23 protein-coding genes are annotated in these 22,998 nt (G+C 68.4%); 17 read left to right on the top strand and 6 right to left on the bottom strand.

Features of this window, described 5'->3' with window-relative positions; translation table 11 throughout:
- Positions 1–18 precede the first annotated feature (18 nt).
- The 3 genes from aroQ to DM992_RS00960 all read right to left on the bottom strand — a co-directional run bounded on the left by aroQ (position 19) and on the right by DM992_RS00960 (position 1,869).
- Positions 19–471 (bottom strand): type II 3-dehydroquinate dehydratase, encoded by a 453-nt coding sequence (gene aroQ, locus DM992_RS00970; RefSeq protein ID WP_111015348.1) that lies wholly within the window; start codon positions 469–471, stop codon positions 19–21.
- Between the two features lie 194 nt (positions 472–665).
- On the bottom strand, positions 666–1,217 hold the full coding sequence (locus DM992_RS00965) for a TlpA disulfide reductase family protein (protein WP_111015347.1): 552 nt from the start codon (positions 1,215–1,217) through the stop codon (positions 666–668).
- 7 nt (positions 1,218–1,224) lie between these two features.
- The gene (locus DM992_RS00960; RefSeq protein WP_111015346.1) at positions 1,225–1,869 is read right to left on the bottom strand and encodes a UDP-N-acetylmuramate--alanine ligase; all 645 of its coding nucleotides are present in this window, start codon (positions 1,867–1,869) and stop codon (positions 1,225–1,227) included.
- Between the two features lie 235 nt (positions 1,870–2,104).
- On the opposite strand from DM992_RS00960, the gene mpl reads away from it, so the two are divergent.
- From mpl to pyrF, 17 genes are all read left to right on the top strand, one after another.
- Positions 2,105–3,490: a UDP-N-acetylmuramate:L-alanyl-gamma-D-glutamyl-meso-diaminopimelate ligase gene (gene mpl, locus DM992_RS00955; RefSeq protein ID WP_111015345.1), complete on the top strand. Its 1,386-nt coding sequence runs from the start codon at positions 2,105–2,107 to the stop codon at positions 3,488–3,490.
- Positions 3,487–4,056, top strand: coding sequence for a YqiA/YcfP family alpha/beta fold hydrolase (locus tag DM992_RS00950; protein ID WP_105389870.1), 570 nt, complete (start codon positions 3,487–3,489; stop codon positions 4,054–4,056). Before mpl ends, DM992_RS00950 begins: the two co-directional genes overlap by 4 nt.
- 80 nt (positions 4,057–4,136) lie before the next feature.
- Positions 4,137–6,224 carry an RNB domain-containing ribonuclease gene (locus DM992_RS00945; RefSeq protein ID WP_111015344.1) on the top strand — a complete coding sequence of 696 codons (2,088 nt, stop codon included), beginning with the start codon at positions 4,137–4,139 and terminating at the stop codon, positions 6,222–6,224.
- Complete coding sequence (aroE, locus tag DM992_RS00940) at positions 6,221–7,087, top strand: shikimate dehydrogenase (RefSeq protein ID WP_111015343.1); 867 nt, start codon at positions 6,221–6,223, stop codon at positions 7,085–7,087. The genes DM992_RS00945 and aroE overlap by 4 nt, the downstream gene beginning before the upstream one ends.
- Before the next feature lie 14 nt (positions 7,088–7,101).
- A complete protein-coding gene (mtgA, locus tag DM992_RS00935) occupies positions 7,102–7,839 on the top strand; it encodes a monofunctional biosynthetic peptidoglycan transglycosylase (protein ID WP_111015342.1) in 738 nt (245 codons plus the stop codon).
- 426 nt (positions 7,840–8,265) lie between these two features.
- Positions 8,266–9,876 (top strand): peptidase S10, encoded by a 1,611-nt coding sequence (locus tag DM992_RS00930; protein WP_162631567.1) that lies wholly within the window; start codon positions 8,266–8,268, stop codon positions 9,874–9,876.
- Between the two features lie 80 nt (positions 9,877–9,956).
- Complete coding sequence (locus DM992_RS00925; RefSeq protein WP_111015341.1) at positions 9,957–10,355, top strand: EF-hand domain-containing protein; 399 nt, start codon at positions 9,957–9,959, stop codon at positions 10,353–10,355.
- Between the two features lie 350 nt (positions 10,356–10,705).
- Complete coding sequence (locus DM992_RS00915; RefSeq protein WP_111017759.1) at positions 10,706–11,605, top strand: IclR family transcriptional regulator; 900 nt, start codon at positions 10,706–10,708, stop codon at positions 11,603–11,605.
- Complete coding sequence (locus tag DM992_RS00910; RefSeq protein WP_111015340.1) at positions 11,602–12,627, top strand: 2-dehydro-3-deoxygalactonokinase; 1,026 nt, start codon at positions 11,602–11,604, stop codon at positions 12,625–12,627. Before DM992_RS00915 ends, DM992_RS00910 begins: the two co-directional genes overlap by 4 nt.
- A gap of 23 nt (positions 12,628–12,650) precedes the next feature.
- Complete coding sequence (locus DM992_RS00905) at positions 12,651–13,328, top strand: 2-dehydro-3-deoxy-6-phosphogalactonate aldolase (protein ID WP_111015339.1); 678 nt, start codon at positions 12,651–12,653, stop codon at positions 13,326–13,328.
- Entirely contained in the window at positions 13,328–14,107 is a 780-nt protein-coding gene (locus tag DM992_RS00900; RefSeq protein ID WP_111017758.1) for an SDR family oxidoreductase, read from the top strand. The genes DM992_RS00905 and DM992_RS00900 overlap by 1 nt, the downstream gene beginning before the upstream one ends.
- Positions 14,108–14,209: 102 nt before the next feature.
- On the top strand, positions 14,210–15,205 hold the full coding sequence (locus tag DM992_RS00895) for an arabinose ABC transporter substrate-binding protein (RefSeq protein WP_111015338.1): 996 nt from the start codon (positions 14,210–14,212) through the stop codon (positions 15,203–15,205).
- Positions 15,206–15,272: 67 nt separating this feature from the next.
- Positions 15,273–16,784, top strand: a complete 1,512-nt coding sequence (araG, locus tag DM992_RS00890; protein ID WP_111015337.1) for an L-arabinose ABC transporter ATP-binding protein AraG — start codon at positions 15,273–15,275, stop codon at positions 16,782–16,784.
- Positions 16,785–16,854: 70 nt separating this feature from the next.
- A complete protein-coding gene (gene araH / locus DM992_RS00885; protein WP_034182693.1) occupies positions 16,855–17,871 on the top strand; it encodes an L-arabinose ABC transporter permease AraH in 1,017 nt (338 codons plus the stop codon).
- Between the two features lie 24 nt (positions 17,872–17,895).
- Positions 17,896–18,711 carry an SDR family oxidoreductase gene (locus DM992_RS00880; protein WP_111015336.1) on the top strand — a complete coding sequence of 272 codons (816 nt, stop codon included), beginning with the start codon at positions 17,896–17,898 and terminating at the stop codon, positions 18,709–18,711.
- 50 nt (positions 18,712–18,761) lie between these two features.
- Positions 18,762–19,823: an aldose 1-epimerase gene (locus DM992_RS00875; RefSeq protein WP_111015335.1), complete on the top strand. Its 1,062-nt coding sequence runs from the start codon at positions 18,762–18,764 to the stop codon at positions 19,821–19,823.
- 39 nt (positions 19,824–19,862) lie between these two features.
- The gene (gene pyrF / locus DM992_RS00870; RefSeq protein ID WP_111015334.1) at positions 19,863–20,690 is read left to right on the top strand and encodes an orotidine-5'-phosphate decarboxylase; all 828 of its coding nucleotides are present in this window, start codon (positions 19,863–19,865) and stop codon (positions 20,688–20,690) included.
- A 101-nt stretch (positions 20,691–20,791) separates the two neighbouring features.
- Here the strand turns inward: pyrF and DM992_RS00865 are convergent, their stop codons facing one another.
- Genes DM992_RS00865 through thiL form a run of 3 tightly spaced genes read right to left on the bottom strand, consistent with a single transcriptional unit; the run spans position 20,792 to position 22,863 of the window.
- Positions 20,792–21,292 (bottom strand): CinA family protein, encoded by a 501-nt coding sequence (locus DM992_RS00865; protein WP_111015333.1) that lies wholly within the window; start codon positions 21,290–21,292, stop codon positions 20,792–20,794.
- A gap of 31 nt (positions 21,293–21,323) precedes the next feature.
- A complete protein-coding gene (locus DM992_RS00860) occupies positions 21,324–21,875 on the bottom strand; it encodes a phosphatidylglycerophosphatase A (RefSeq protein WP_111015332.1) in 552 nt (183 codons plus the stop codon).
- Positions 21,865–22,863: a thiamine-phosphate kinase gene (gene thiL / locus DM992_RS00855; protein WP_111015331.1), complete on the bottom strand. Its 999-nt coding sequence runs from the start codon at positions 22,861–22,863 to the stop codon at positions 21,865–21,867. Before thiL ends, DM992_RS00860 begins: the two co-directional genes overlap by 11 nt.
- Positions 22,864–22,998 lie beyond the last annotated feature (135 nt).

Genomic DNA, 22,998 nt, shown 5'->3' with positions numbered 1-22,998 from the left:
TGAATCTAGATCGCGAATTCAGCCGCGCGACGTGCCTTGCAGCTTGTCCAGCGCGTACTCGAGCGCGTACAGATAACCTTTCCACCCGAGTCCGCAGATCACGCCTTCGGCCTGGTCGGAAAAGTAGGAGTGGTGCCTGAACGCTTCGCGGCGATGCACGTTCGACAAGTGAACCTCGACGAACGGGATGCCAACGCCGGCGATCGCGTCCCGGATCGCGACGCTCGTATGCGTATACGCGGCCGGATTGATCAGGATGAAATCGGTCTGTTCCTCCCGCGCGGCCTGGATGCGGTCGACCAGCGCACCTTCATGGTTGCTCTGGAACGACGACAGTTCGGCGCCGGCTTCCCGGGCGCGTGCGGCAAGCGCCTGATCGATCTGCGCCAGCGTGACGTGGCCGTACACCTCCGGTTCCCGGGTGCCGAGAAGGTTCAGGTTCGGGCCGTGCAGCACCAGCAATCGTGTCATGGTCGCTTCTATTTCTGCGGAATTGCGCGAACTTTAGCGCTATTTAGAGAAATTTGTCTAGTTTTGCCGAACGGCCGAGTTCGCCGGACCTGCAAGAATTACCGGTGTGGATGCAAAGTATTCGCGAATTCACGCGAAATTGCGGCGATCGACGGACAAATCGCTGCCAACGTGCTGGCCGGCGTTCGGGCAGGTTACAGCGCGTCGAGCGTCTTTTTCAGCTCGGCCGGCTGGATTTGTCCCAATTTTGTCTCGCGAATCTTGCCGGTTTCGTCGATGACGACCGTAAACGGCAACGCGCCAGCGGTATTTCCAAAATTACGGGCCAGATCTGCGCCCGCATAACCGCTGACGAAAACGGGATAGTCGACCTTCACTTTCTGCAGAAAGTTCTTCACGTTCTGCTCGGAATCGACGCCGATCCCGATGAAACGGATGCCTTTCTGTTTGTACTGGTGCGACAGCGCGACGAGCTCGGGCATCTCTTCGACGCACGGGCCGCACCATGACGCCCAGAAATTGATGACGACCTTCTGGCCCTTGAAGGCGGTCAGCGTGGCCGGCTTGCCGTCGACACCCGTCAGCGCCGCTGCCCACAACTGGTCGACCGGGCTGCCCGCTGCGGCGGGCGCGGCGACGGCGACACCGTCGTCGGCACTGCCGCGGAACCAATGGCCGGCGGCGATCCCGCCGGCGACGGCGGCGGCAGCGACCACCGCGAGCGCCAACATGCGTTTCATCATCATCGTTGAATCATTCAGGTTCGGAAGGGGCTTTGCCTGCTTCGACGAGCGCGCGGAGCACGGCGGCATCCGCGCGGGCGACCCGGCCGCGCGAGTCGGCCTTGACCGCGCCGCGCAGGTCGTCGCTCGCATAGAGCGCAAGGTGGATGCCGATCGCGTCCACGTCGCGCCGCGGGCGCCACAGGAAGCTCAGCGTCTCGACGTCGCCGCGGCCCGCGAAGTGCCGCGTCTCGGACACGTCGTACTGGATGTTCTGGTTCAGCAGGTAGATCGCGACGTCCTTCGGGTTGTCGGGGAATGCCTGCAGATGGATATCCGAATGCGCGTTTGCGGTGCCGTTCAGCACGGCGCCCGTCACATACGGACGGAACTCGGCGAGCCGACGCATCCAGTCGAGCGCGATCTCGCGCAGCAGGCGCAGTTCGTCCGGCTGCGTGTCGCTCTGGAACAGGGCGAGGTACTCGCGCAGTTCTTCCTCGATCTGATCGTTATCCGGCAGCCATTCGCCGGCAACGCGCGAATCGCCCAGCAACTGGCGCGCGGCCTTGCGTTTCGCGCCGGCATAGTCCAGCCCGTCCTCCGCGATCAGGCGGGCGGCGGACTGGGCGATTTCCTCGCGGACGCGCCGCGGGTCGACAAGAGGTTTGCGAGACATGATCCGGCAATCATACTAGATCGCCGCGGCGCCCGAACACGGGTGCGGCGGCCTGCCGCCCGGTGCGCCGGCGGCGTTCGCGCGCATCGTTCGGGCCGCCGGCCACGGCAGGCCGTCAGTTACAATACTGCTCTTTGTGTCGCGGCGACGAGCGCCGGTCGCACGGCCTGTCCGGCGCGCCGCAGACGCATCTTTTCCGAATCGACGGCGCCCGGCGGCGCGAAAGCATTCATCTATGCACATCCACATTCTTGGCATCTGCGGCACCTTCATGGGCGGTCTCGCCGTACTCGCGCGCGAGGCGGGCCACACGGTGACGGGTTGCGACGCGGGCGTCTATCCGCCGATGAGCACGCAGCTCGAGGCGCAGGGCATCACGCTGATCGAGGGCTACGGCGCCGAACAGATCGACCTGAAACCGGACCTGTTCGTGATCGGCAACGTCGTCACGCGCGGCAATCCGCTGATGGAGGCGATCCTCGATCGCGGCCTGCCGTACGTGTCGGGCCCGCAGTGGCTCGGCGAGCACGTGCTCGCCGGCAAATGGGTGCTCGCGGTCGCGGGCACGCACGGCAAGACGACCACGTCGTCGATGCTCGCGTGGCTGCTGGAAGACGCGGGCCTGAACCCGGGCTTCCTGATCGGCGGCGTGCCGCTGAACTTCGGCGTATCGGCGCGGCTCACCGATTCGAGCTTCTTCGTGATCGAGGCCGACGAATACGATACGGCGTTCTTCGACAAGCGCTCGAAGTTCGTCCATTACCGGCCGCGCACCGCGGTGCTGAACAACCTTGAATTCGATCACGCCGACATCTTCCCGGATCTCGCCGCGATCGAAACGCAATTCCATCACCTCGTGCGCACCGTGCCCGGTGTCGGCCGGATCGTTACGAACGGCCGCTCGGACGCGCTCGAGCGGGTGCTCGCGCGCGGCTGCTGGAGCGAGGTCGAGCGGTTCGGCGTCGATGGCGGCTGGCAGGCACTGCCGGCCGAGGACGGCGTGCCGGTCGACGAGCGCTTTGCCGTGTATTCGCACGCGGAGCGCGTCGGCGAAGTCGCGTGGCAGGTGCAGGGCGATCACAACCGGATGAACGCGCTCGCGGCGATCGCCGCCGCGCGCCACGTCGGCGTGCCGCCCGCGCAGGCCGCCGCCTCCCTCGCAGCGTTCCGCAACGTGAAGCGCCGCATGGAAGTGCGCGGCAGCGTGGACGGTGTGACCGTCTACGACGACTTCGCGCACCATCCGACCGCGATCGAAACCACGATCGCCGGCCTTCGTGCGCGCATCGGTAGCCGGAATGCCCGCATCCTCGCGGTACTCGAGCCGCGCTCGAACACGATGAAGCTGGGCGTGATGAAGGCGCAATTGCCCGCGAGCCTGGCCGATGCCGATCTCGTGTTCGGCTACGGCGCACCGGCGGGGCGCGATGCGCTCGGCTGGAATCTCGGCGAGGCGCTCGCGCCGCTCGGCGACAAAGCGCGCGCGTTCGACGATCTGCACCTGCTGGTGAAGGCCGTCACCGAGGCCGCGCGCCCGGGCGACCACGTGCTCGTGATGAGCAACGGCGGCTTCGGCGGCGTGCACCAGAAGCTGCTCGACGCGCTCGGGAGCCGCACGTGATCCTGTATCTGCACGGCTTCCGGTCGTCGCCGGAATCGCAGAAGTCGCGGCTGCTCGCCGCGCGCATGGCCGAACTCGGCCGCACGGCCGAGTGGCGGTGCCCGTCGCTGTCCGTGTCGCCGCTCGACGCGATCGCCGTCGCGGAAGCCGAGGTTGCCGGTGCGCGCGACGTGACCGTCATCGGCAGCTCGCTCGGCGGCTATTACGCCACGTGGCTGGCGGAAAAGCACGGCTGGAAGGCCGTGCTGCTGAATCCGGCCATCGTGCCGCAGCGCGATCTCGAGCAGCATCTGGGCGAACAGCCGCTGTGGCACGGCGGCGGCACGATCGTCGTCGAGCGCCGTCACCTGCACGAGCTCGACGCGCTGCGCGTGCCGGCGATCACGCGTGCCGAGCGCTACTATCTGTTCGCGGCGACCGGCGACGAAGTGCTCGACTACCGCGAGATGCTGGCCCATTACCCGGGCGCGAAAACGCGCGTGATCGAAGGCAGCGATCACGGAATCAGCGAATTTGCCGACTATGTCGACGACGTTCTCGCGTTTTGCGACGGAAAAGCGCGATAAACCGGCCGCGTGCCGATCGAATCCCCATCATCATGCGGCGCCGCCGATGCGGCGTCCGGCAGTCTGAACGAGAGTACTGAGTGAACGTTTTCTTCGAGGAATCGGGCAGTTTCAAGGCGGGCAGCGTGCTGTCGCGCCAGGGCGACGCATTTCAGGTCGAGTTGCCCGGCGGGCGGCGCGCGAAGGTGCGCGCGAAAGACGTGCTGATCGAATTCGACAAGCCGGCCGCGAGCGAACTGATGCAGGAGGCCGACACGGCCGCGCAGCAGATCGATCTGGATTTCCTGTGGGAATGCGCGCCGGCCGACGAGTTCGCCTATACGGCGCTGGCCGAGGAGTACTTCGGCGCGGCGTACGGCCCGGTCGAGCGCGCGGCGCTGGTGCTGCGGCTGCACGGCTCGCCCGTCTACTTCCGCCGCAAGGGGCGCGGCCAGTACCAGCGCGCGCCGGAAGAGCAGCTCAAGATGGCGCTCGCGTCGCTCGAGCGCAAGCGCCAGCAGGCGCTCGTCCAGGCGCAGTATGAAGAGGAACTGAAGGCCGGCAAGCTGCCGGAAGCGTTCGCGGGCAAGGTGCTCGGGCTGCTGACGCGGCCGGACAAGAACGCGATCGAATACAAGGCGCTGGAAGCGGCGGCCGGCGCGCGCGGCGTGTCGCCGGCGCGGCTGATGCTCGACTGCGGCGGCATCGCGTCGCCGCGTGCGCTGCACGAGGCGCGCTTCCTCGCGGAATTCTTCCCGCACGGCACGGGCTTTCCGCCCGTCACCGTCGGCGCGCTGCCGGACGACCTGCCGCGCGCGAACGTCGAGGCGTTCTCGATCGACGACATCACGACGACCGAAATCGACGATGCGTTCTCGGTCGAACACCTGTCCGACGGCCGCGTGCGGATCGGCGTGCACATCGCGGCGCCGGCGCTCGGCATCGTGCGCGGCGACGCGGTCGACGCGATCGCGCGCACGCGCCTGTCGACCGTCTATATGCCGGGCGACAAGATCACGATGCTGCCGGACGACGTCGTCGACGTGTTTACGCTGAAGGAGGGCGATTACCGTCCGGCGCTGTCGCTGTACATCATCGTCAACCGCGAAACGCAGGACATCGTCGCGAACGAGACGCGCGCCGAACTCGTGTTCGTGAAGAGCAACCTGCGTCACAACACGCTCGACGAGCTCGTCAACGAAGAGACGCTCGCGGCCGGCACCGGCGACTATCCGCACAAGGACGACATCGCCGTGCTGTGGCCGCTCGCGCAGGCGCTGTTCGAGAAGCGTCAGCTCGCGCGCGCGGGCTATGGCCTGAAGCGCGAAGTGCAGCGCAACACCGACTACAACTTCTATGTCGAAGGCGAGCACGTGTCGATCACGCCGCGCCGCCGCGGTTCGCCGCTCGACCTGATCGTGTCCGAGCTCGCGATCCTCGCGAACTCGACCTGGGGCGCGTTCCTGCACGACCACACGGTGCCCGGCATCTACCGCTCGCAGCGCGGCTTCGGCGCACCGGGCCCGAAGCGCACGCGGATGCAGACGACGGCCGCGCCGCACGAAGGTCTCGGCGTGCCGCAGTACGCATGGAGCACGTCGCCGCTGCGCCGCTACGTCGACCTCGTGAACCAGTGGCAATTGCTCGCATGCGTGCAGCATGGCGTCACCGCCAAGCTCGCCGCGCCGTTCAAGCCGAAGGACGCCGACCTGTACGCGGTCGTGCAGGGCTTCGACGACACCTACACCGCGTACGCCGACTACCAGCGCCGGATGGAATATTTCTGGTGCCTGCGCTGGCTCGCGCAGGAGCAGAAGAAGCAGGTCGTCGCGAGCGTCGTGAAGGGCGATCTCGTGCGCCTCGAGGAAATTCCGCTGCTGCTGCACGTGCCGGGGCTCGGCGTGCATGCGCGCGGCACGCGCGTGCTGCTCGACGTGATGTCGCTCGACGAGCTGACGATCGAGGCATCGGTGCGGCTGCTGAACGTGCTCGACGCGCCGACCGTGACCAGCGGCGACGCGGCCGAGGAAGAGGATGACGCCGAAAGCGGCGACGACACGCTGATCGACGCGGAAGACGCCACGGCGGAAACCGAGGCGGAAGCGCTGGCCGAAGCGGACGGCGCGGCGGCAGGTGCGGGTGGCGAAGGCGCGAGCGGCAACGACGGCGAACAGGGGCGCGCATCATGAACGCGGTTGCGTCGACGAGCGGCGCCGACCGCTACGTAGTGTTCGGCAACCCGGTGGCGCACAGCAAGTCGCCGTTCATCCACGCGCAGTTCGCCGCGCAGACCGGCGAGGCGATCGACTACGCGCACCGGCTCGCGCCGGTCGACGGTTTCGAAGCGGCCGTGCGGGCGTTCGTCGCCGAAGGCGGTCGCGGTGCGAACGTGACGGTGCCGTTCAAGCTCGAAGCGCATGCGCTCGCCGACACGCTGTCGCCGCGCGCGGCGGCGGCGGGCGCGGTGAACACGCTGCGCATCGACGCCGACGGAAGCATCTACGGCGACAACACCGATGGCGTCGGTCTCGTGCGCGACATCGAAGCGAACCTCGGCGTGTCGCTCGCGGGCGCACGCATCCTGCTGCTCGGCGCGGGCGGCGCCGCGCGTGGTGTCGTGCTGCCGCTGCTCGAGCGCGCGCCGCTGTCGATCACGATCGTGAACCGCACCGCAAGCAAGGCAGAGGCGCTCGTCGGCCAGTTCATGCAGGCCGCGCACGATGCGGGCTGCACGCTCGCGGGCGGCGGCCCCGACGTGGTACGCGCGGAGCCGTACGACGTGGTCATCAATGCGACGGCCGGCAGCCTCGACGCCGCGCTGCCGGAGTGCGACGCGGCCGCATTCGGCGCGGGCACGCTGGCGTACGACATGATGTACGGCGCGCAGCCGACCGTGTTCATGCAGCATGCGGCGTCGCTCGGCGCACGCACGGCCGACGGGCTCGGGATGCTCGTCGAGCAGGCCGCCGAATCGTTCTATATCTGGCGCGGCGTGCGGCCGGACGGCGCACCGGTGCTTGCCGCGCTGCGCCAGGCGCTCGCGGCGAGCTGAACGGAGCGCGGCACGTGGTGGCGGTAAGCGGCACGCAGCGCACGCGGACGGTGAGCCCGGCCCGCTGGATCGTCTACGCGGGTGCGGTGTTCGCGGGCGCGTGGCTCGCGACGCAGCTGTTCTATCTCGCGCAGATCGCGCTGTGGTCGTTCGTGAACCCGGGTTCGACCGCATTCATGCGCACCGACGCGTGGTGGCTGTCGCGCGACAAGCCGCCCGCGCAGATCCAGCACCAGTGGGTGCCGTACGACCAGATCTCGCGCAACCTGAAGCGCGCGCTGATCGCATCCGAAGACTCGACCTTCGCGACCAACAACGGCTACGACGTCGACGCGATCCTGCAGGCGTGGGAGAAGAACAAGGCGCGCGGCCGGATCGTCGCGGGCGGTTCGACGATCACGCAGCAGCTCGCGCGCAACCTGTTCCTGTCGCGCGAGAAGAGCTACATCCGCAAGGGGCAGGAGCTCATCATCACGTGGATGCTCGAAACGGTGCTCGACAAGGAGCGGATCTTCGAGATCTACCTGAATTCCGTGGAGTGGGGCCGCGGCGTGTACGGTGCCGAAGCGGCCGCGCGCTATTACTACAGGATTCCCGCGAGCCGGCTCGGCGCGTGGCAGTCGGCGCGGCTCGCGGTGATGCTGCCGAAGCCGCGCTGGTTCGACGCGCATCGCGGTTCGGCCTACCAGGCACAGCGTGCGGCAATCATCGCCCGCCGGATGGGTGCGGCTGCGCTTCCGCAATCGGAGTGAGCGGCGCGCCCGCGCCGCCGCATTGTCCGTTCTGCCGCCAATGCACCATTGGTGCGCCGCAGCGCATTCGTGTCGCGCGCATTTCGGGCCGCATCCTTTAGACGAATTCATCTATTTCGCTTTGCTGAGCAATGCCGGCGACTGCGCGATTTTGTTTGCCGATATCGCGCGAAATCCGTGCCTTTCCAGTGTTCCCGGGTAAACGCGAAAGGCGTTGAAAGCGGCGCGAAATGCAATGTTTCGCGAACCGAAGCATTCCTGAAAGGTGTGCGCCGCACCGGCCGCCGGCCAAATATTTCAAAATTTTTCAAAGCCGATGTGCTCGCGTATATTGGCCAGCGCCTCGGCTTATCGGCCGCAATCGAGGCGGGGGGCGGCTTATCCGGCTGCTCGACACAAAAAACATTCGAGAGAAGGAAAGCAACGATGCCAGCGAGCAAAGCGAAGCTGTTGTTGGGGGTGGTTTTTTCTTCGCTGATTCTGACGGCCTGCAACGACGACGTGACATCGTCCGCTGCTGCGAGCGCCGACAACTCAGCCGATCCCGCCAGTCAGGTGGACAGGGCGTACAACGATCCGAACAGTTATTCGTCGAGCGCGAACGCGTCGCTCGACGCATCCGCCGCGGTCGAAAAGGCCGCCGTCACGCATCATCAGATCACGCTGAACGGCAAGACGATCCGCTACACGGCCACGGCCGGCCACCTCGTCGCGCGCAATCCGCAGACTGGCGCGCCCGAAGCGTCGTTCTTCTATGTCGCCTACACGGCCGACAACCAGCCCGCGGCGAAGCGGCCCGTCACGTTCCTGTACAACGGCGGCCCCGGCTCGGCATCGGTGTGGCTGCACCTCGGCTCGTTCGGCCCGCGGCGGGTCCAGACGGGCGACCCGAACGCGAACGCGTCGACGTTCCCGTTCGTCGACAACCAGGAAAGCATGCTCGACACGACCGACCTCGTGTTCGTCGATGCGATCGGCACCGGCTTCTCCGAAGCGATCGCGCCGAACACGAACCAGACGTTCTGGGGCGTCGATCAGGACGCCGGCGCGTTCCGCGATTTCGTGACGCGCTACCTGAGCGTGAACCAGCGCAACGATTCGCCGAAATACCTGTTCGGCGAGTCGTACGGCACGCCGCGCACCGACGTGCTCGCGAACCTGCTCGAGACGGCCGGCGTGAAGCTTGCCGGCATCGTGCTGCAGTCGTCGATCCTGAACTACAACACGAACTGCGACATGGCGAGCGACTATGTCGGCAACTCGAACAACGGATCGAGCCCGGTGAGCTGCGCGGGCTTCGCGCCGTCCTACGGCACCGTCGGCGCGTACTACCAGCTCGACAATCCGAACCCGTCGAACCTGCCGCAGTATGCGGACCAGATGCGCCTGCTGACGGCCGGCAGCTACGCGCCCGCCGTGAACGCGTACCTGGCGAGCCATACGCCGCCTCCGCCGAATCTCGTCACGACGATGGCGAACTCGACCGGCGTGAAGCAGGCCCTGTGGAACGCGGACTTCAACGTGATTCCGACCTTCTTCGACAACAGCTTCCAGCTGTCGCTGATTCCGGGCACGCTGATCGGCCGCTACGACGCGCGCGTGAACGTTCCCGTGTCGAGCCCGCTGGCGGCGGACGGCGATCCGTCGAGCTCGTTCATCACGAAGCCGTTCACCGACACGATCGGCAGCTACCTGCCGAACGAGCTGAAGTACACCGCGCAGTCGGCCTACTCGTTGAGCAGCAATGCGATCAATACGTGGGACTGGACGCACGACGGCCTCGCGATGCCCGACACGATCCCCGATCTGGCCGCTGCGCTGACGTTGAATCCGTCGCTGAAGGTGCTGTCGCTGAACGGATATCACGACATCGCGACGCCGTTCTACCAGACCGAGCTCGACCTCGCGCGGCTCGGGACGCAACCGAACCTGACGATCAAGGACTATCAGGGCGGACACATGGTCTATCTCGACGATACGTCGCGTCCGCAGGAGAAAGCCGACCTCGTGACCTTCTACAACGCGGCCGCGCACTGATGCTGCGCCAGGCCGGCAACAGGCGCCCCTCACGGCGCCTCGCCTGCCGTCGACGACCTTATTCCTGACTGGAGCCTGATATGAAGAATCGTTTCATCGTCGTTGCCGCGGCGCTCGCATGCGTCGGCGCCGCAGCATCCGTATCCGCGTTCGCGCAGGCGAGCGACGCCGCCGCACCGGCGCGTGCGCGCCAGGCGCAGCTCGGCGATCCGTATGTGCCGCCGGCCGCGCGCAAGCCGACCGCCGGCACGCAGACGACGGGCGCCGCGCTGCATGCGCAGGTGGTGCGCAAGCTCGCGCGGCAGTTCGACTCGGCCGATACGCAGAGCACGGGTTCGATCACCGAGGCGCAGGCGCGCGCGGCCGGGCTCGGTTATGTCGCGAACCACTTCCGGCAGATCGATTCGGGCGGCAGCGGCCGCGTGTCGTTCGCCGACGTGCAGCGCTACATGCAGGCACGCAGCACGAGCCAGCAGTAAGCGCGGCGCGTGGTGAACAAACGGGGGCGGAACCTGCTGCGCGGCGGGTTCCGCCCCCGTGCACATGGCGCGGCCGTCGCGTCGCGCGCACAGCGTAACTCGCCTGAATTCTCATTATCTGGACAACGCATTCAAATATTGGAGACGAGTGCGTGCGCTCCTACAATCCGAAGCACATCGACAGCTTCGGACCCACGCATCGCGCGGCGCCCGACGCACACGGAGACACATTCCATGAAGTTCGCCGGGCGCCTTATTCGGTGCATCGACCGCCGCCACGCCGCAGCACCGGACGCAGTTCCGGCGCCGCGCGAGCGGCTTCTCCGATTCCGTTGAAGAAGCCCGCCCCCATGACCAAGATGCCCGTATCCCTTGCCCTCGATGCCCGGCGCGCGACGCCGGACGATGGGTCGCTGACCGATAGCATCGGCGCGACCAGCACGCCGCTCGATCTCGCCGCACAGCAGGCCGGCACGCAGACGCTGCTGCGCGGTCTCGCGATCCTCGAGGCGATCGCGAACGGCGCGCGCGACATGCGCGCGATCGGCGCCGCGCTCGGCACGACACGCAGCACGACGCACCGCCTCGTCAGCAGCCTCGTGCAGGCGCGCTACCTGCGCCAGGTACAGGGCGGCTACCTGCTCGGCCCGAAGCTGATCGAGCTCGGCACGATCGCGCTCGAGCAGATGCCGCTTACCGCGGTGGCGCGGCCGCATCTCGAAGCGCTCGCGGAAGCGACGCTCGACACGATCCATCTCGGCGTGCGCGACGGCGACGACGTGCTGTACATCGACAAGATTCCCGGCACGCGCGGCCTCGAGATGCGCTCGCGCGTCGGCCACCGGATGCCGCTCGCATCGACGGGCATCGGCAAGGCGATGATGCTCGACCTCGATCCCGACCTGTGGCGTTCGCTGTTCGAGGCCGCGCGACGCGCGCTGGCCGGCGTCAATTTCAAGCCCGACAACCGGCCGGAGACGAGCGCGTTCCTGCAGCGCATGGCCCATTACGCGGCCGGCGGCTATACGTTCGACCTCGAGGAGAACGAGGCGTCGATCCGCTGCGTGGCCGCGCCGATCCGCGACGCATCGGGCGCGATCGTCGCGGCCGTGTCGGTCGCGAGCACGATCCCGTACATGCCGCACGATCGGATGGACGAACTGATTCCGCTCGTGCAGCGCGAAGCGCGAGCCATTTCCGCGGAACTGGGCTGGAGCCCGCCGCAGGGTACCCGCAGGATCAAACGATGACGACTTCGACCCGGGCCGTTCCGGTTGCCAGCTCCGCTACCCCGTCGCTGATTGCGCTCGACTGGGGCACGACGTCGCTGCGCGCGTATCTGTACGACGTGCACGGCGCGCTCATCGACACGCGCAGCCGCGCGGCGGGCGTCATGCATGTGCCGGGCGGCGGCGCGCGCGCGTTCGACGCGGTGTTCGAGGACGCCTGCGGCGACTGGCTCGACCGCACGCCGGGGCTGCCGGTGCTCGCCGCCGGGATGGTCGGCAGCGCGCAGGGCTGGCGCGAGGCACCGTACGTTGCGGTGCCGGCCGGCGCCGACGCGCTTGCCGCGGGTCTGATTACAGTGACGACGTCGCGCGGCGCGACGGTATCGATCGTGCCGGGCGTGATCGCGACGGGCGAATTGCCCGACGTGATGCGCGGCGAAGAAACGCAGATATTCGGCGCGCTCGCGAGCGATCCCATGCTTGATGCCGATCGTTCAGGGCTACTGATCGGCTTGCCGGGCACTCATGCGAAATGGGCATGGGTGAAGGACGGGCTGATCGAGCGTTTCCAGACCTTCATGACGGGCGAGCTGTTCGCGGTGCTGCGCGACCACACGATCCTCGGCCGCACGATGCGCGCGGGCGCGTCGCCCGATCGCGCGGCGTTCGTGCGCGGCGTGTCGGTCGCGCGCGGCGCGCAGCGCACGGGGCTGCTGGCGACGATTTTCAGCACGCGCACGCTCGGCCTGACCGACCGGCTCGCGCCCGATGCGCAGGGCGACTACCTGTCCGGCCTGCTGATCGGCCATGAGCTCGATGCGCTCGACGCGATGCTCGCGGAGCGCGGCATCGCGCTCGCGGACCAGCCGCTGCTGCTGATCGGCGACGACGGCTTGTGTGCGCGCTATGTCGATGCGCTCCAGGTATTCGGCCATACGCACGCGCGGGTCGTCGCGCATGCGACCGAGCGCGGCCTGTGGCGGATCGCGTCGCGCGCCGGGCTCGTGCGCACGGACGGCGAGCCTGTCCTGGCCGATCAATGAAACGATTGCAGAGGAACCCAGTCATGCCGTCCGACCTTACGTTGCCCGCGCCGTACACGCCCCACGCTGCATTGATGCGCGCGTTCGATGCGTGCCCGCTGATCGCGATCCTGCGCGGGATCACGCCCGCCGACGCGGCCGACCACGGACATGCGCTGTACGAAGCCGGCTTCCGGATCGTCGAGGTGCCGCTCAACTCGCCGGATCCGTTCGACAGCATCGCGGCGCTGCGGCGCGCGCTGCCCGACGATGCGATCGTCGGCGCGGGCACCGTGCTGCGTGCCGAGTATGTCGATCGCGTGCAGGACGCGGGCGGTGCGCTGATCGTGATGCCGCACAGCGACGCGGCCGTGATCCGCCGCGCATGCGAGCGCGGCCTCGCGAGCGCACCGGGCGTCGCGACGCCGACCGAAGCGTTCGCGGCGCTCGCGAACGGTGCCGACGTGTTGAAGATGTTCCCGGCCGAGCAGCTCGGCGTGACGGTCGTGAAGGCATGGCGCGCGGTGATCGACCGCGCGGTGCCGCTGATTCCGGTCGGCGGAATTTCGCCCGACAACATGCAGCCGTTCCTCGCGGCCGGCGCGAACGGCTTCGGGCTCGGCTCGGCGCTGTACCGGCCCGGCCAGCCGGCCGACGCGACCGCGGCGAACGCGCGCGCGTTCCAGGCCGGACTGCGCGTCGCGCGCGGCGGAGCCGCATGATGGGCCGCCTCGTGGGCAAGGTCGCGATGGTGACGGGCGCGGGCCGCGGAATCGGCGCCGCGATCGCCCGTGCGTTCGCGCGCGAAGGCGCGGCCGTCGCGCTCGTCGATCTCGACTTCCCGCAGGCGCAGCACACGGCCGCCGCGATCGCGCACGACGTCGACGGCGCGCGCGTGCTGCCGCTGCAGGCCGACGTCGCGCGTCAGGATGCGGTGCGCGATGCGCTCGCGCAGGCCGAAGCGGCATTCGGCCCGCTCGACGTGCTGGTGAACAACGCGGGCATCAACGTGTTCGCCGACCCGCTGACGATGACCGACGACGACTGGCGCCGCTGCTTCGCGGTCGACCTCGACGGCGTGTGGCACGGCTGCCGTGCGGCGCTGGAAGGCATGGTCGAGCGCGGCCGCGGCAGCATCGTGAACATCGCATCGACGCACGCGTTCCGGATCATCCCGGGCTGCTTTCCGTACCCGGTCGCGAAGCATGGCGTGCTGGGTCTCACGCGCGCGCTCGGCATCGAATACGCGGCGCGCAACGTGCGCGTGAACGCGATCGCGCCGGGCTACATCGAGACGCAGCTCACGCGCGACTGGTGGGACGCGCAGCCCGACCCGGCCGCCGCGCGCGCGCAGACGCTCGCGCTGCAGCCGATGAAGCGGATCGGCCGGCCCGACGAGGTCGCGATGACGGCCGTGTTCCTGGCGTCAGACGAGGCGCCGTTCATCAATGCCGCGTGCATCACCGTCGACGGCGGGCGCGCGGCGCTGTATCACGACTGACGCATCGATTCGAAAGACCGCACGTGCGACGGCCGCGCGCACGCTGCGTCGAAACCAACAAGCGGCTGCATCCTGTTCGATGAAAACAAGGAGACACTGGAGATGAAACGCAGAACGTTCGTAACGCTGGCCGCGGCAGCCGCGGTGGTGATGGGTAGCCCGGTTGCGCACGCGGCCGACCCGGTCAAGATCGGCTTTCTGGTGAAGCAGCCTGAAGAACCGTGGTTCCAGGACGAGTGGAAGTTCGCCGAGATGGCCGCGAAGGAAAAGGGCTTCACGCTCGTGAAGATCGGCGCGCCGTCGGGCGAAAAGGTGATGAGCGCGATCGACAACCTGTCCGCGCAGAAGGCGCAGGGCTTCATCATCTGCACGCCCGACGTGAAGCTCGGGCCGGGCATCGTCGCGAAGGCGAAGTCGCACAACCTGAAGATGATGACGGTCGACGACCGCCTCGTCGACGGCGCGGGCAAGCCGATCGAGGCGGTGCCGCACATGGGGATCTCCGCGTACAACATCGGCAAGCAGGTCGGCGACGGCATCGCGGCCGAGATCAAGAAGCGCGGCTGGAACGTGAAGGACGTCGGCGCGATCGACATCACCTACGAGCAGCTGCCGACCGCGCACGACCGCACGAGCGGCGCGACCGACGCGCTGGTGGCCGCCGGCTTTCCGAAGGCGAACGTGATCGCGGCGCCGCAGGCGAAGACCGACACCGAGAACGCGTTCAACGCGGCGAACATCGCGCTCACGAAGAACCCGCAGTTCAAGCACTGGGTCGCGTACGGCCTGAACGACGAGGCCGTGCTCGGCGCGGTGCGCGCGGCCGAAGGGCGCGGCTTCAAGGCGGACAACATGATCGGCATCGGCATCGGCGGTTCCGATTCGGCGCTGAACGAGTTCAAGAAGCCGCAGCCGACGGGCTTCTACGGCACCGTGATCATCAGCCCGAAGCGCCACGGCGAGGAAACCTCGGACCTGATGTACTCGTGGATCACGCAGGGCAAGGCACCGCCGGCGCTGACGCTGACGACGGGCATGCTCGCGACGCGCGACAACGTGTCGAAGGTGCGCGAGGAGATGGGGCTCGCGTCGAAGTAAGCGGCCCGCCTGCTGCCGCGGCGACGCGGCGGCCGGCGGTCGATCGATTGGGAAGTGAGGAGACGACGTGTCAGCGGCACTGCGTTTTGACAATATCGGCAAGGTATTTCCCGGCGTGCGCGCACTCGACGGCATTTCGTTCGACGTGCATGCGGGCGAGGTGCATGGCCTGATGGGCGAGAACGGCGCGGGCAAGTCGACGCTGCTGAAGATTCTCGGCGGCGAATACCAGCCCGATGCGGGCAGCGTGCTGGTCGACGGCCGGCCCGTGCAGTTCGCGACTGCGGCGGCGTCGATCGCGGCCGGCATCGCGGTGATTCACCAGGAGCTGCAGTACGTACCCGACCTGACGGTCGCGGAAAACCTGCTGCTCGGCCGCCTGCCGAACGCGTTCGGCTGGGTGAGGAAGCGCGAGGCGAAGCGCTACGTGCGCGAGCGGCTCGCCGCGATGGGCGTCGACCTCGATCCCGACGCGAAGCTCGGGCGGCTGTCGATCGCGCAGCGGCAGATGGTCGAGATCTGCAAGGCGCTGATGCGCAATGCGCGCGTGATCGCGCTCGACGAACCGACGAGCTCGCTGTCGCATCGCGAGACCGAGGTGCTGTTCAAGCTCGTCGACGACCTGCGCGCGCAGGGCCGCGCGCTGATCTACATCTCGCACCGGATGGACGAGATCTACCGGCTGTGCGATGCATGCACGATCTTCCGCGACGGGCGCAAGATCGCGTCGCACGATGCGCTTGCCGACGTGCCGCGCGAGCGGCTCGTCGCCGAGATGGTCGGGCGCGAGATTTCGGACATCTACCATTACGCGCCGCGCGCGCTCGGCGACGTGCGGTTCTCCGCCGAAGGCGTCGACGGCCCGGCGCTGCGCGAACCCGCGAGTTTCTCGGTGCGCGCGGGCGAGATCGTCGGTTTCTTCGGGCTGGTCGGCGCGGGCCGCAGCGAACTGATGCGGCTCGTGTACGGCGCGGACCGCCGGCGCGCGGGCGTGCTGACGCTCGACGGCGCGCGCATCGACGTGAAGCGCACCGGCGACGCGATCCGCCACGGCATCGTGCTGTGCCCCGAGGACCGCAAGGAAGAAGGGATCATCGCGATCGCGTCGGTCGCGGAGAACATCAACATCAGCTGCCGCCGCCATTCGCTGCGCGCGGGGCTGTTCATCGACCGCAAGACCGAAAGCGAAACGGCCGACCGCTTCATCCAGCGGCTGAAGATCAAGACGCCGAACCGGCGGCAGAAGATCCGCTTCCTGTCCGGCGGCAACCAGCAGAAGGCGATCCTGTCGCGCTGGCTCGCGGAGCCCGACCTGAAGGTCGTGATCCTCGACGAGCCGACGCGCGGGATCGACGTCGGCGCGAAGCACGAGATCTACGACGTGATCTACAGGCTCGCGGAGCGCGGCTGCGCGATCGTGATGGTGTCGTCGGAACTGCCGGAAGTGCTCGGCGTGTCCGATCGCATCGTCGTGATGCGCGAAGGCCGGATCGCGGGCGAGCTGCCGCGCGAACAGGCGAACGAGCACGCGGTGCTGAACCTCGCGCTGCCGCAGACAAGTGCCGCCCAGGCGGCCTGACGCGGCGCACGACATTCGAATCGACCAGGCGCGGCGCGGGCCGCGCGATGCAGGAGCAGGAGACACAATCATGCAAGTCAGGGAAAACCTCGCCGGCGCAGCCGTGAAGCAGTCGGCCGACGCGCTGGTTCCGCAGCAAAGCGACCGGCAGAAGTGGTGGCAGCACCTCACCGAGTACAGCCTCATCGCGATCTTCGCGGTGATGTTCATCACGATGTCGCTGACGGTCGATCACTTCTTCTCGATCGACAACATGCTCGGCCTCGCGCTGTCGATCTCGCAGATCGGCATGGTCGCGTGCACGATGATGTTCTGTCTCGCGTCGCGCGATTTCGACCTGTCGATCGGCTCGACCGTCGCGTTCTCGGGCGTGCTGTGCGCGATGGTGCTGAACGCGACCGACAACACGTTCGTCGCGATCATTGCGGCGGTCGCGGCCGGCGCCGCGATCGGCTTCGTGAACGGCGCGGTGATCGCGTACCTGCGCATCAACGCGTTGATCACGACGCTCGCGACGATGGAGATCGTGCGCGGGCTCGGCTTCATCGTATCGAAGGGGCAGGCGGTCGGCGTGTCGTCGGACACGTTCATCGCGCTCGGCGGGCTGTCGCTGTTCGGCGTATCGCTGCCGATCTGGGTCACGCTGCTGTGCTTCATCGCGTTCGGCGTGCTGCTGAACCAGACCGTGTACGGCCGCAACACGCTCGCGATCGGCGGCAACCCCGAGGCGTCGCGGCTCGCGGGGATCAACGTCGAACGCACGCGCGTGTACATCTTCCTGATCCAGGGCGCGGTGACCGCGCTCGCGGGCGTGATCCTCGCGTCGCGCATCACGTCGGGCCAGCCGAACGCCGCGCAGGGCTTCGAGCTGAACGTGATCTCCGCGTGCGTGCTCGGCGGCGTGTCGCTGATGGGCGGCCGCGCGACGATCTCGGGCGTCGTGATCGGCGTGCTGATCATGGGCACCGTCGAGAACGTGATGAACCTGCTGAACATCGACGCGTTCTACCAGTACCTGGTGCGCGGCGCGATCCTGCTCGCGGCCGTGCTGCTCGACCAGCTGAAGAACCGCGGCGTACGCGACTGACCTGATTTCACGGAGACGAACCGCATGACCATCGACACTTCCGCGCTCGACCCGCACGCCGCGCGCCATGCGCGCTTTGCGCGATACCCGAGCCTCGAGGATCGCGCAGTGCTGATCACGGGCGGCGCGACCGGCATCGGCGCGTCGTTCGTCGAGCACTTCGTGCAGCAGGGCGCGCGCGTCGCGTTCGTCGACCTCGATGCGGCCGCCGGCACCGCGCTGGCGGAAACCCTCGCGCATGCGCCGCACGTACGCCACGCGCCGCTGTTCATCCAGTGCGACCTGACCGACATCGACGCGCTGCGCCATGCGATCGACGCGATCCGCGCGCGCATCGGCGCGATCGCAGTGCTCGTGAACAACGCGGCGAACGACACGCGCCACGCGATCGGCGACGTGACGCCCGAATCGTTCGACGCGGGCATCGCGGTGAACCTGCGCCACCAGTTCTTTGCCGCGCAGGCGGTGATCGACGACATGAAGCAGCAGGGCGGCGGCGCGATCATCAATCTCGGCTCGATCAGCTGGATGCTGAAAAACGGCGGCTATCCCGTCTACGTGATGGCGAAGGCGGCCGTGCAGGGCCTGACGCGCGGCCTCGCGCGCGACCTCGGCCCGTTCGGCATCCGCGTGAATTCGCTGGTGCCCGGCTGGGTGCTGACCGACAAGCAGCGCCGGCTGTGGCTCGACGACGCGGGCCGTGCGGCGATCAAGGCCGGCCAGTGCCTCGATGCCGAACTGCTGCCCGCCGATCTCGCGCGGATGGCGCTGTTCCTCGCGGCCGACGACAGCCGGATGATCACCGCGCAGGACGTGATCGTCGACGGCGGCTGGGCCTGACCGTTCGCACCGACCCGCATCGTTTCTTCGACGAAGGAAAGGAGCTCATCATGACCGCCACGTCCTCGCGCGCATCGTCGTCCACGAGCCAGTCGCGCCGTGCCCGCCTGGCCGCCGCCGCGCAGCCGGTCAGCCCCGGCCCGCAGACGGCCGCATTCGCGCAGGGCGTCGGCGCCGCGCATGCAGCGGCCGTCTCGCTGTCGAATGCGTCGCTGCGGCTCGACGTGCTGCCGCATCTGGGCGGCGGCATCGCGCGCTTCGACTGGCGCGGCGACAACGGTGCGCTGGTGCCGGTGTTTCGCCGCTGCGAGCATCCGGAGACGGCGACGGACCCGAACGAGCTCGCGTGCTATCCGCTGCTGCCTTACTCGAACCGGATCGGCGGCGCGCGCTTCGAATGCGACGGGCGCAAGGTCGCGGTGCCGCGCAACCGCCGCGACGAGCCGCTGCCGATCCACGGCGACGGCTGGCTCGCGCCGTGGCAGGTGGACGATGCGACCGACACGATGCTGCAGTTGTCGCTCGATCGTGCGAGCGGCGCGCCTTATGCGTTCCGCGCGATCCAGTCGCTCGAACTCGACGACACGACGCTGTCGATCGCATTGACGATCGAGAACGCGGGGCGCGCCCGGCTGCCGTTCGGGCTCGGCGTGCATCCGTTCCTCGTGCGCGACGCGGTGACCGAGCTGGCCGCGGCGGCCGGCGGGCTGTGGTTGTCGGGTGCCGATTTCCTGCCGGTGCGGCACGTGAGCGTGCCGCCAGCCTGGCAGTTCGGCGTCGCGTATCCGCTGCCGGGCGCGCTCGTCAATCACGCGTTCACCGGCTGGGGCGGCCACGCGACGGTGAGCTGGCCGCGCCGCGGGCTGTCGCTGACCGTCGCGGCCGACGCCGACGCGTACGTGCTCTATACGCCGCCCGGCGAGGATTTCTTCTGCTTCGAGCCGGTCGATCATCCGATCAATGCGGTGAACCTGCCGGGCGGCGCGGCCGCGCACGGGATGACGCTGCTCGCGCCGGGCGAGCGGCTCACGAGGCGTTTCGCGTTCACCGTCGAGCGCGCCGATGCGCGCGGCAATGCCGCGACACGCGAGGGACGCCGGCGACGCGGGTAAAATACGCGGTCTACCAACGGTTTGCCGCGAGTACCCGCCATGTCTTCCCCGCTTACTTTCATCGAATCGCTGCGCGCCGCGTGGCAGCGCACGAATTCGCTGCTGTGCGTCGGCCTCGATCCCGAGCCGTCGCGCTTTCCCGTGCAATTCGACGGCCAGCCCGACGCGATCTTCGAATTCTGCCGGCAGATCGTCGACGCGACCGCGCCGTACGCTAGCGCGTTCAAGCCGCAGATCGCCTATTTCGCCGCCCATCGCGCGGAAGACCAGCTCGAACGGCTGATCGCGCATATCCACCTCCAGCATCCGGGCCTGCCCGTGATCCTTGACGCGAAACGCGGCGACATCGGCAGCACGGCCGAGCAGTACGCGCGCGAAGCGTTCGAGCGCTATCGCGCGGACGCGGTCACGGTGAACCCGTACATGGGTTACGACTCGGTCGAGCCGTACTTCGAGCACGAAGGCAAGGGCGTGATCGTGCTGTGCCGCACGTCGAACCCGGGCGGCTCCGACCTGCAGTTTCTGGAAACGGGGGGGCGGCCGCTGTACCAGGTCGTCGCGGATCTCGCGGCGAACAAGTGGAACGCGAAGAACGGCCAGCTCGGCCTCGTGGTCGGCGCGACGTTCCCGAAGGAAATCGAGATCGTGCGCGGGATCGTCGGCGACATGCCGCTGCTGATCCCCGGCATCGGCGCGCAGGGCGGCGACGTGCAGGCGACCGTCAACGCCGGCCGCACGGCCGACGGCACGGGCATGATGATCAACTCGTCGCGCGCGATCCTGTATGCGAGCAACGGCGAGGATTTCGCCGAAGCCGCGGCGCTCGCCGCGCAAAAGACCCGCGATACGATCAACGCGCATCGCTAATCGCTCCGGCTGCCCGTCCGGGCGGCCGACTCCGGCAGGCCCGCGCCGGCGGGCCGGTGCCGCGTTCCCGCGCAACTTTCCCGCTTCCTCCGCCTGCCCGCTCAGCGCTCGCGCTCGTCGAGCAGTTTCAGCAGCCCGCGCAGCGCATGCACGGCCGCCTGCGTGCGGATCTGTTCGCGGTCGCCCTTGAACACGAGCGTTTCGACGTCGGTATGGAGCCGGTTGCTCCAGCCGAACGACACGGTGCCGACCGGCTTTTTCTCGCTGCCGCCCGCCGGGCCCGCGATGCCCGTGACGGACAGCGCGACCTGCGCGCGGCTGTTGCGCAGCGCGCCTTCGGCCATCGCGCGCGCGACGGGCTCGCTGACGGCGCCGTGCTTGTCGATCAGGTCGGGCGGCACGCCGATCATTTCGATCTTGGCCTGGTTCGAATACGTGACGAAGCCGCGCTCGAACCACTGGCTGCTGCCGGAGATGTCGGTGATCGCGGCGGCGATCATGCCGCCGGTGCAGGATTCGGCGGTGGCGAGCGTCAGGTGCTCGTCACGCAGCTTGTTGCCTGCGCGGATCGCAAGCTGGTGGACGACGGAATCGGTTGGCATGCGCGTCGGGAAACGGGAGTCGGGAAATCGGTCAGCCGACGACGGAGCGCCACAGGGCGATCACGAGCAGCGTCATGAACGCGGCGACCAGGTCGTCGATCATGATGCCGAGCCCGCCTTTCAGGCGACGGTCGAAATAGCGGATCGGCGGCGGCTTGAGCATGTCGAAGAAGCGGAACGCGACGAACGCCCACAACTGGCCGACGAAGGTCGCGGGCGTGACGAACAGCATCACGAGCCAGATCGCGACGATCTCGTCCCAGACGACGGCGCCCGGATCGGACGTGCCCATCTTCCTCGCGGTGAAACCGGTGATCCACGTGCCCGCAGCGAAGCCGGCCGCGATCAGCACCCACCATTCGGGTACCGTCAGATAGCGGCTCAGCACGACGAACGTGAGCCAGCCGAACAGCGAACCGAACGTGCCGGGCATGATCGGCGCGAGCCCGCTGCCGAAGCCGAGCGACACGAGATGCGCCGGGTGCGACAGCATGAAGCGCGCGCTCGCGCGCTTCGGCGCATTCCCGTTCGGTGCGGCGCCGGGTTCGGCCGCGGCGTGCGCGGGCGTCGGGTCAGTCTGCATGGAAGTGGTCGAAGCCGTGCAACGTGAGAGCCAGGGGCGCGCCGGCGGCGTCGCGCCACGCGATCGCGGGCCGTTCCGACGGCGCGGACAACGCGCGTATTGTACCGATTCGCGTGACCGGCACGCCGGCCGTCGCGCCGGCCGCTTCGACCGCCGCGCGGGCCGCGGCCGGGGCCGTGAAGCACAGCTCGTAGTCGTCGCCGCCCGCCAGCGTGCAGCGGCGCTGCACGTCGGGCGGCAGCGTCGCGAGCGCGGCCGAGCGCGGCACCGCGTCGGCGTCGATCTCGGCGCGCACGTTCGAGCGCGTCAGGATGTGCTGCAGGTCGCCCGCGAGGCCGTCGGAGATGTCGAGCGCCGCGTGCGCGACCCCCGCGAGCGCGAGGCCGAGCGCGATGCGCGGTTCGGGGCGCTCGAGCGCGCGCCGGAACGCGGCCGCTTCGTTCGCGCCGGCCGCCCATTCGCCGCGTGCGACGCCGAGGCCGGCGCGCGCGTCGCCGAGCGTGCCGGACACCCAGACGTCGTCGCCGTCGCGCGCGGCATCGCGCCGCAGCGCCGCGTCGGGCGCGACTTCGCCGAATACGGTCACGCACAGGTTCAGCGGCCCGCTCGTCGTGTCGCCGCCGATCAGCTCGCAGCCGAATCGCTCGGCGAGCGCGAACAGCCCGTTGCTGAACGCCTCGAGCCACGCCGCGTCGGCGCGCGGCAGCGCGCACGCGAGCGTGAATGCGCGCGGCTCGGCGCCCATTGCCGCGAGGTCGGACAGGTTGACCGCGAGCGTCTTGTGGCCGAGCGCGTCGGGTGCGACGTCGGGGAAGAAGTGGCGGCCTTCGACCAGCATGTCCGTCGAAATGGCCAGCAATTTCCCGGATCGAGGCGCGATCAGCGCACAATCGTCACCGATGCCGAGCGTCGACGCGCGTGCGCCCTGTGCCGCGCGGCGCGCGAAGAAGCGATCGATCAGCGAAAACTCGGAGAGGGCGGCTGGCACGGCGGGTGGATCCGATACGGTTCAGGGAACGGCATTGTACGAGGCGAACGGCGGCGTTCCTGCACCGTTCGGTTCATTTTTGTCGCGGCTGTTGCACCCGAATCGCCGGTCTGGCGGCCTTCGATTGGCGCTACA

Source organism: Burkholderia sp. JP2-270 (genome assembly GCF_003233675.1).
GTDB lineage: Bacteria > Pseudomonadota > Gammaproteobacteria > Burkholderiales > Burkholderiaceae > Burkholderia > Burkholderia pyrrocinia_C.
Note: the sequence above shows the minus strand (reverse complement) of the source record. Positions and strands in the feature narration are given on the sequence as shown.

Bases quoted from the DNA above. Each gene is read 5' to 3' on its own strand.
- aroQ (WP_111015348.1), bottom strand. From the start codon at position 471: ATGACACGATTGCTGGTGCTGCACGGCCCGAACCTGAACCTTCTCGGC.
- DM992_RS00965 (WP_111015347.1), bottom strand. From the start codon at position 1,217: ATGATGATGAAACGCATGTTGGCGCTCGCGGTGGTCGCTGCCGCCGCC.
- DM992_RS00960 (WP_111015346.1), bottom strand. From the start codon at position 1,869: ATGTCTCGCAAACCTCTTGTCGACCCGCGGCGCGTCCGCGAGGAAATC.
- mpl (WP_111015345.1), top strand. From the start codon at position 2,105: ATGCACATCCACATTCTTGGCATCTGCGGCACCTTCATGGGCGGTCTC.
- aroE (WP_111015343.1), top strand. From the start codon at position 6,221: ATGAACGCGGTTGCGTCGACGAGCGGCGCCGACCGCTACGTAGTGTTC.
- DM992_RS00930 (WP_162631567.1), top strand. From the start codon at position 8,266: ATGCCAGCGAGCAAAGCGAAGCTGTTGTTGGGGGTGGTTTTTTCTTCG.
- DM992_RS00925 (WP_111015341.1), top strand. From the start codon at position 9,957: ATGAAGAATCGTTTCATCGTCGTTGCCGCGGCGCTCGCATGCGTCGGC.
- DM992_RS00915 (WP_111017759.1), top strand. From the start codon at position 10,706: ATGACCAAGATGCCCGTATCCCTTGCCCTCGATGCCCGGCGCGCGACG.
- DM992_RS00910 (WP_111015340.1), top strand. From the start codon at position 11,602: ATGACGACTTCGACCCGGGCCGTTCCGGTTGCCAGCTCCGCTACCCCG.
- DM992_RS00905 (WP_111015339.1), top strand. From the start codon at position 12,651: ATGCCGTCCGACCTTACGTTGCCCGCGCCGTACACGCCCCACGCTGCA.
- DM992_RS00900 (WP_111017758.1), top strand. From the start codon at position 13,328: ATGGGCCGCCTCGTGGGCAAGGTCGCGATGGTGACGGGCGCGGGCCGC.
- DM992_RS00895 (WP_111015338.1), top strand. From the start codon at position 14,210: ATGAAACGCAGAACGTTCGTAACGCTGGCCGCGGCAGCCGCGGTGGTG.
- araH (WP_034182693.1), top strand. From the start codon at position 16,855: ATGCAAGTCAGGGAAAACCTCGCCGGCGCAGCCGTGAAGCAGTCGGCC.
- DM992_RS00880 (WP_111015336.1), top strand. From the start codon at position 17,896: ATGACCATCGACACTTCCGCGCTCGACCCGCACGCCGCGCGCCATGCG.
- DM992_RS00875 (WP_111015335.1), top strand. From the start codon at position 18,762: ATGACCGCCACGTCCTCGCGCGCATCGTCGTCCACGAGCCAGTCGCGC.
- pyrF (WP_111015334.1), top strand. From the start codon at position 19,863: ATGTCTTCCCCGCTTACTTTCATCGAATCGCTGCGCGCCGCGTGGCAG.
- DM992_RS00865 (WP_111015333.1), bottom strand. From the start codon at position 21,292: ATGCCAACCGATTCCGTCGTCCACCAGCTTGCGATCCGCGCAGGCAAC.
- DM992_RS00860 (WP_111015332.1), bottom strand. From the start codon at position 21,875: ATGCAGACTGACCCGACGCCCGCGCACGCCGCGGCCGAACCCGGCGCC.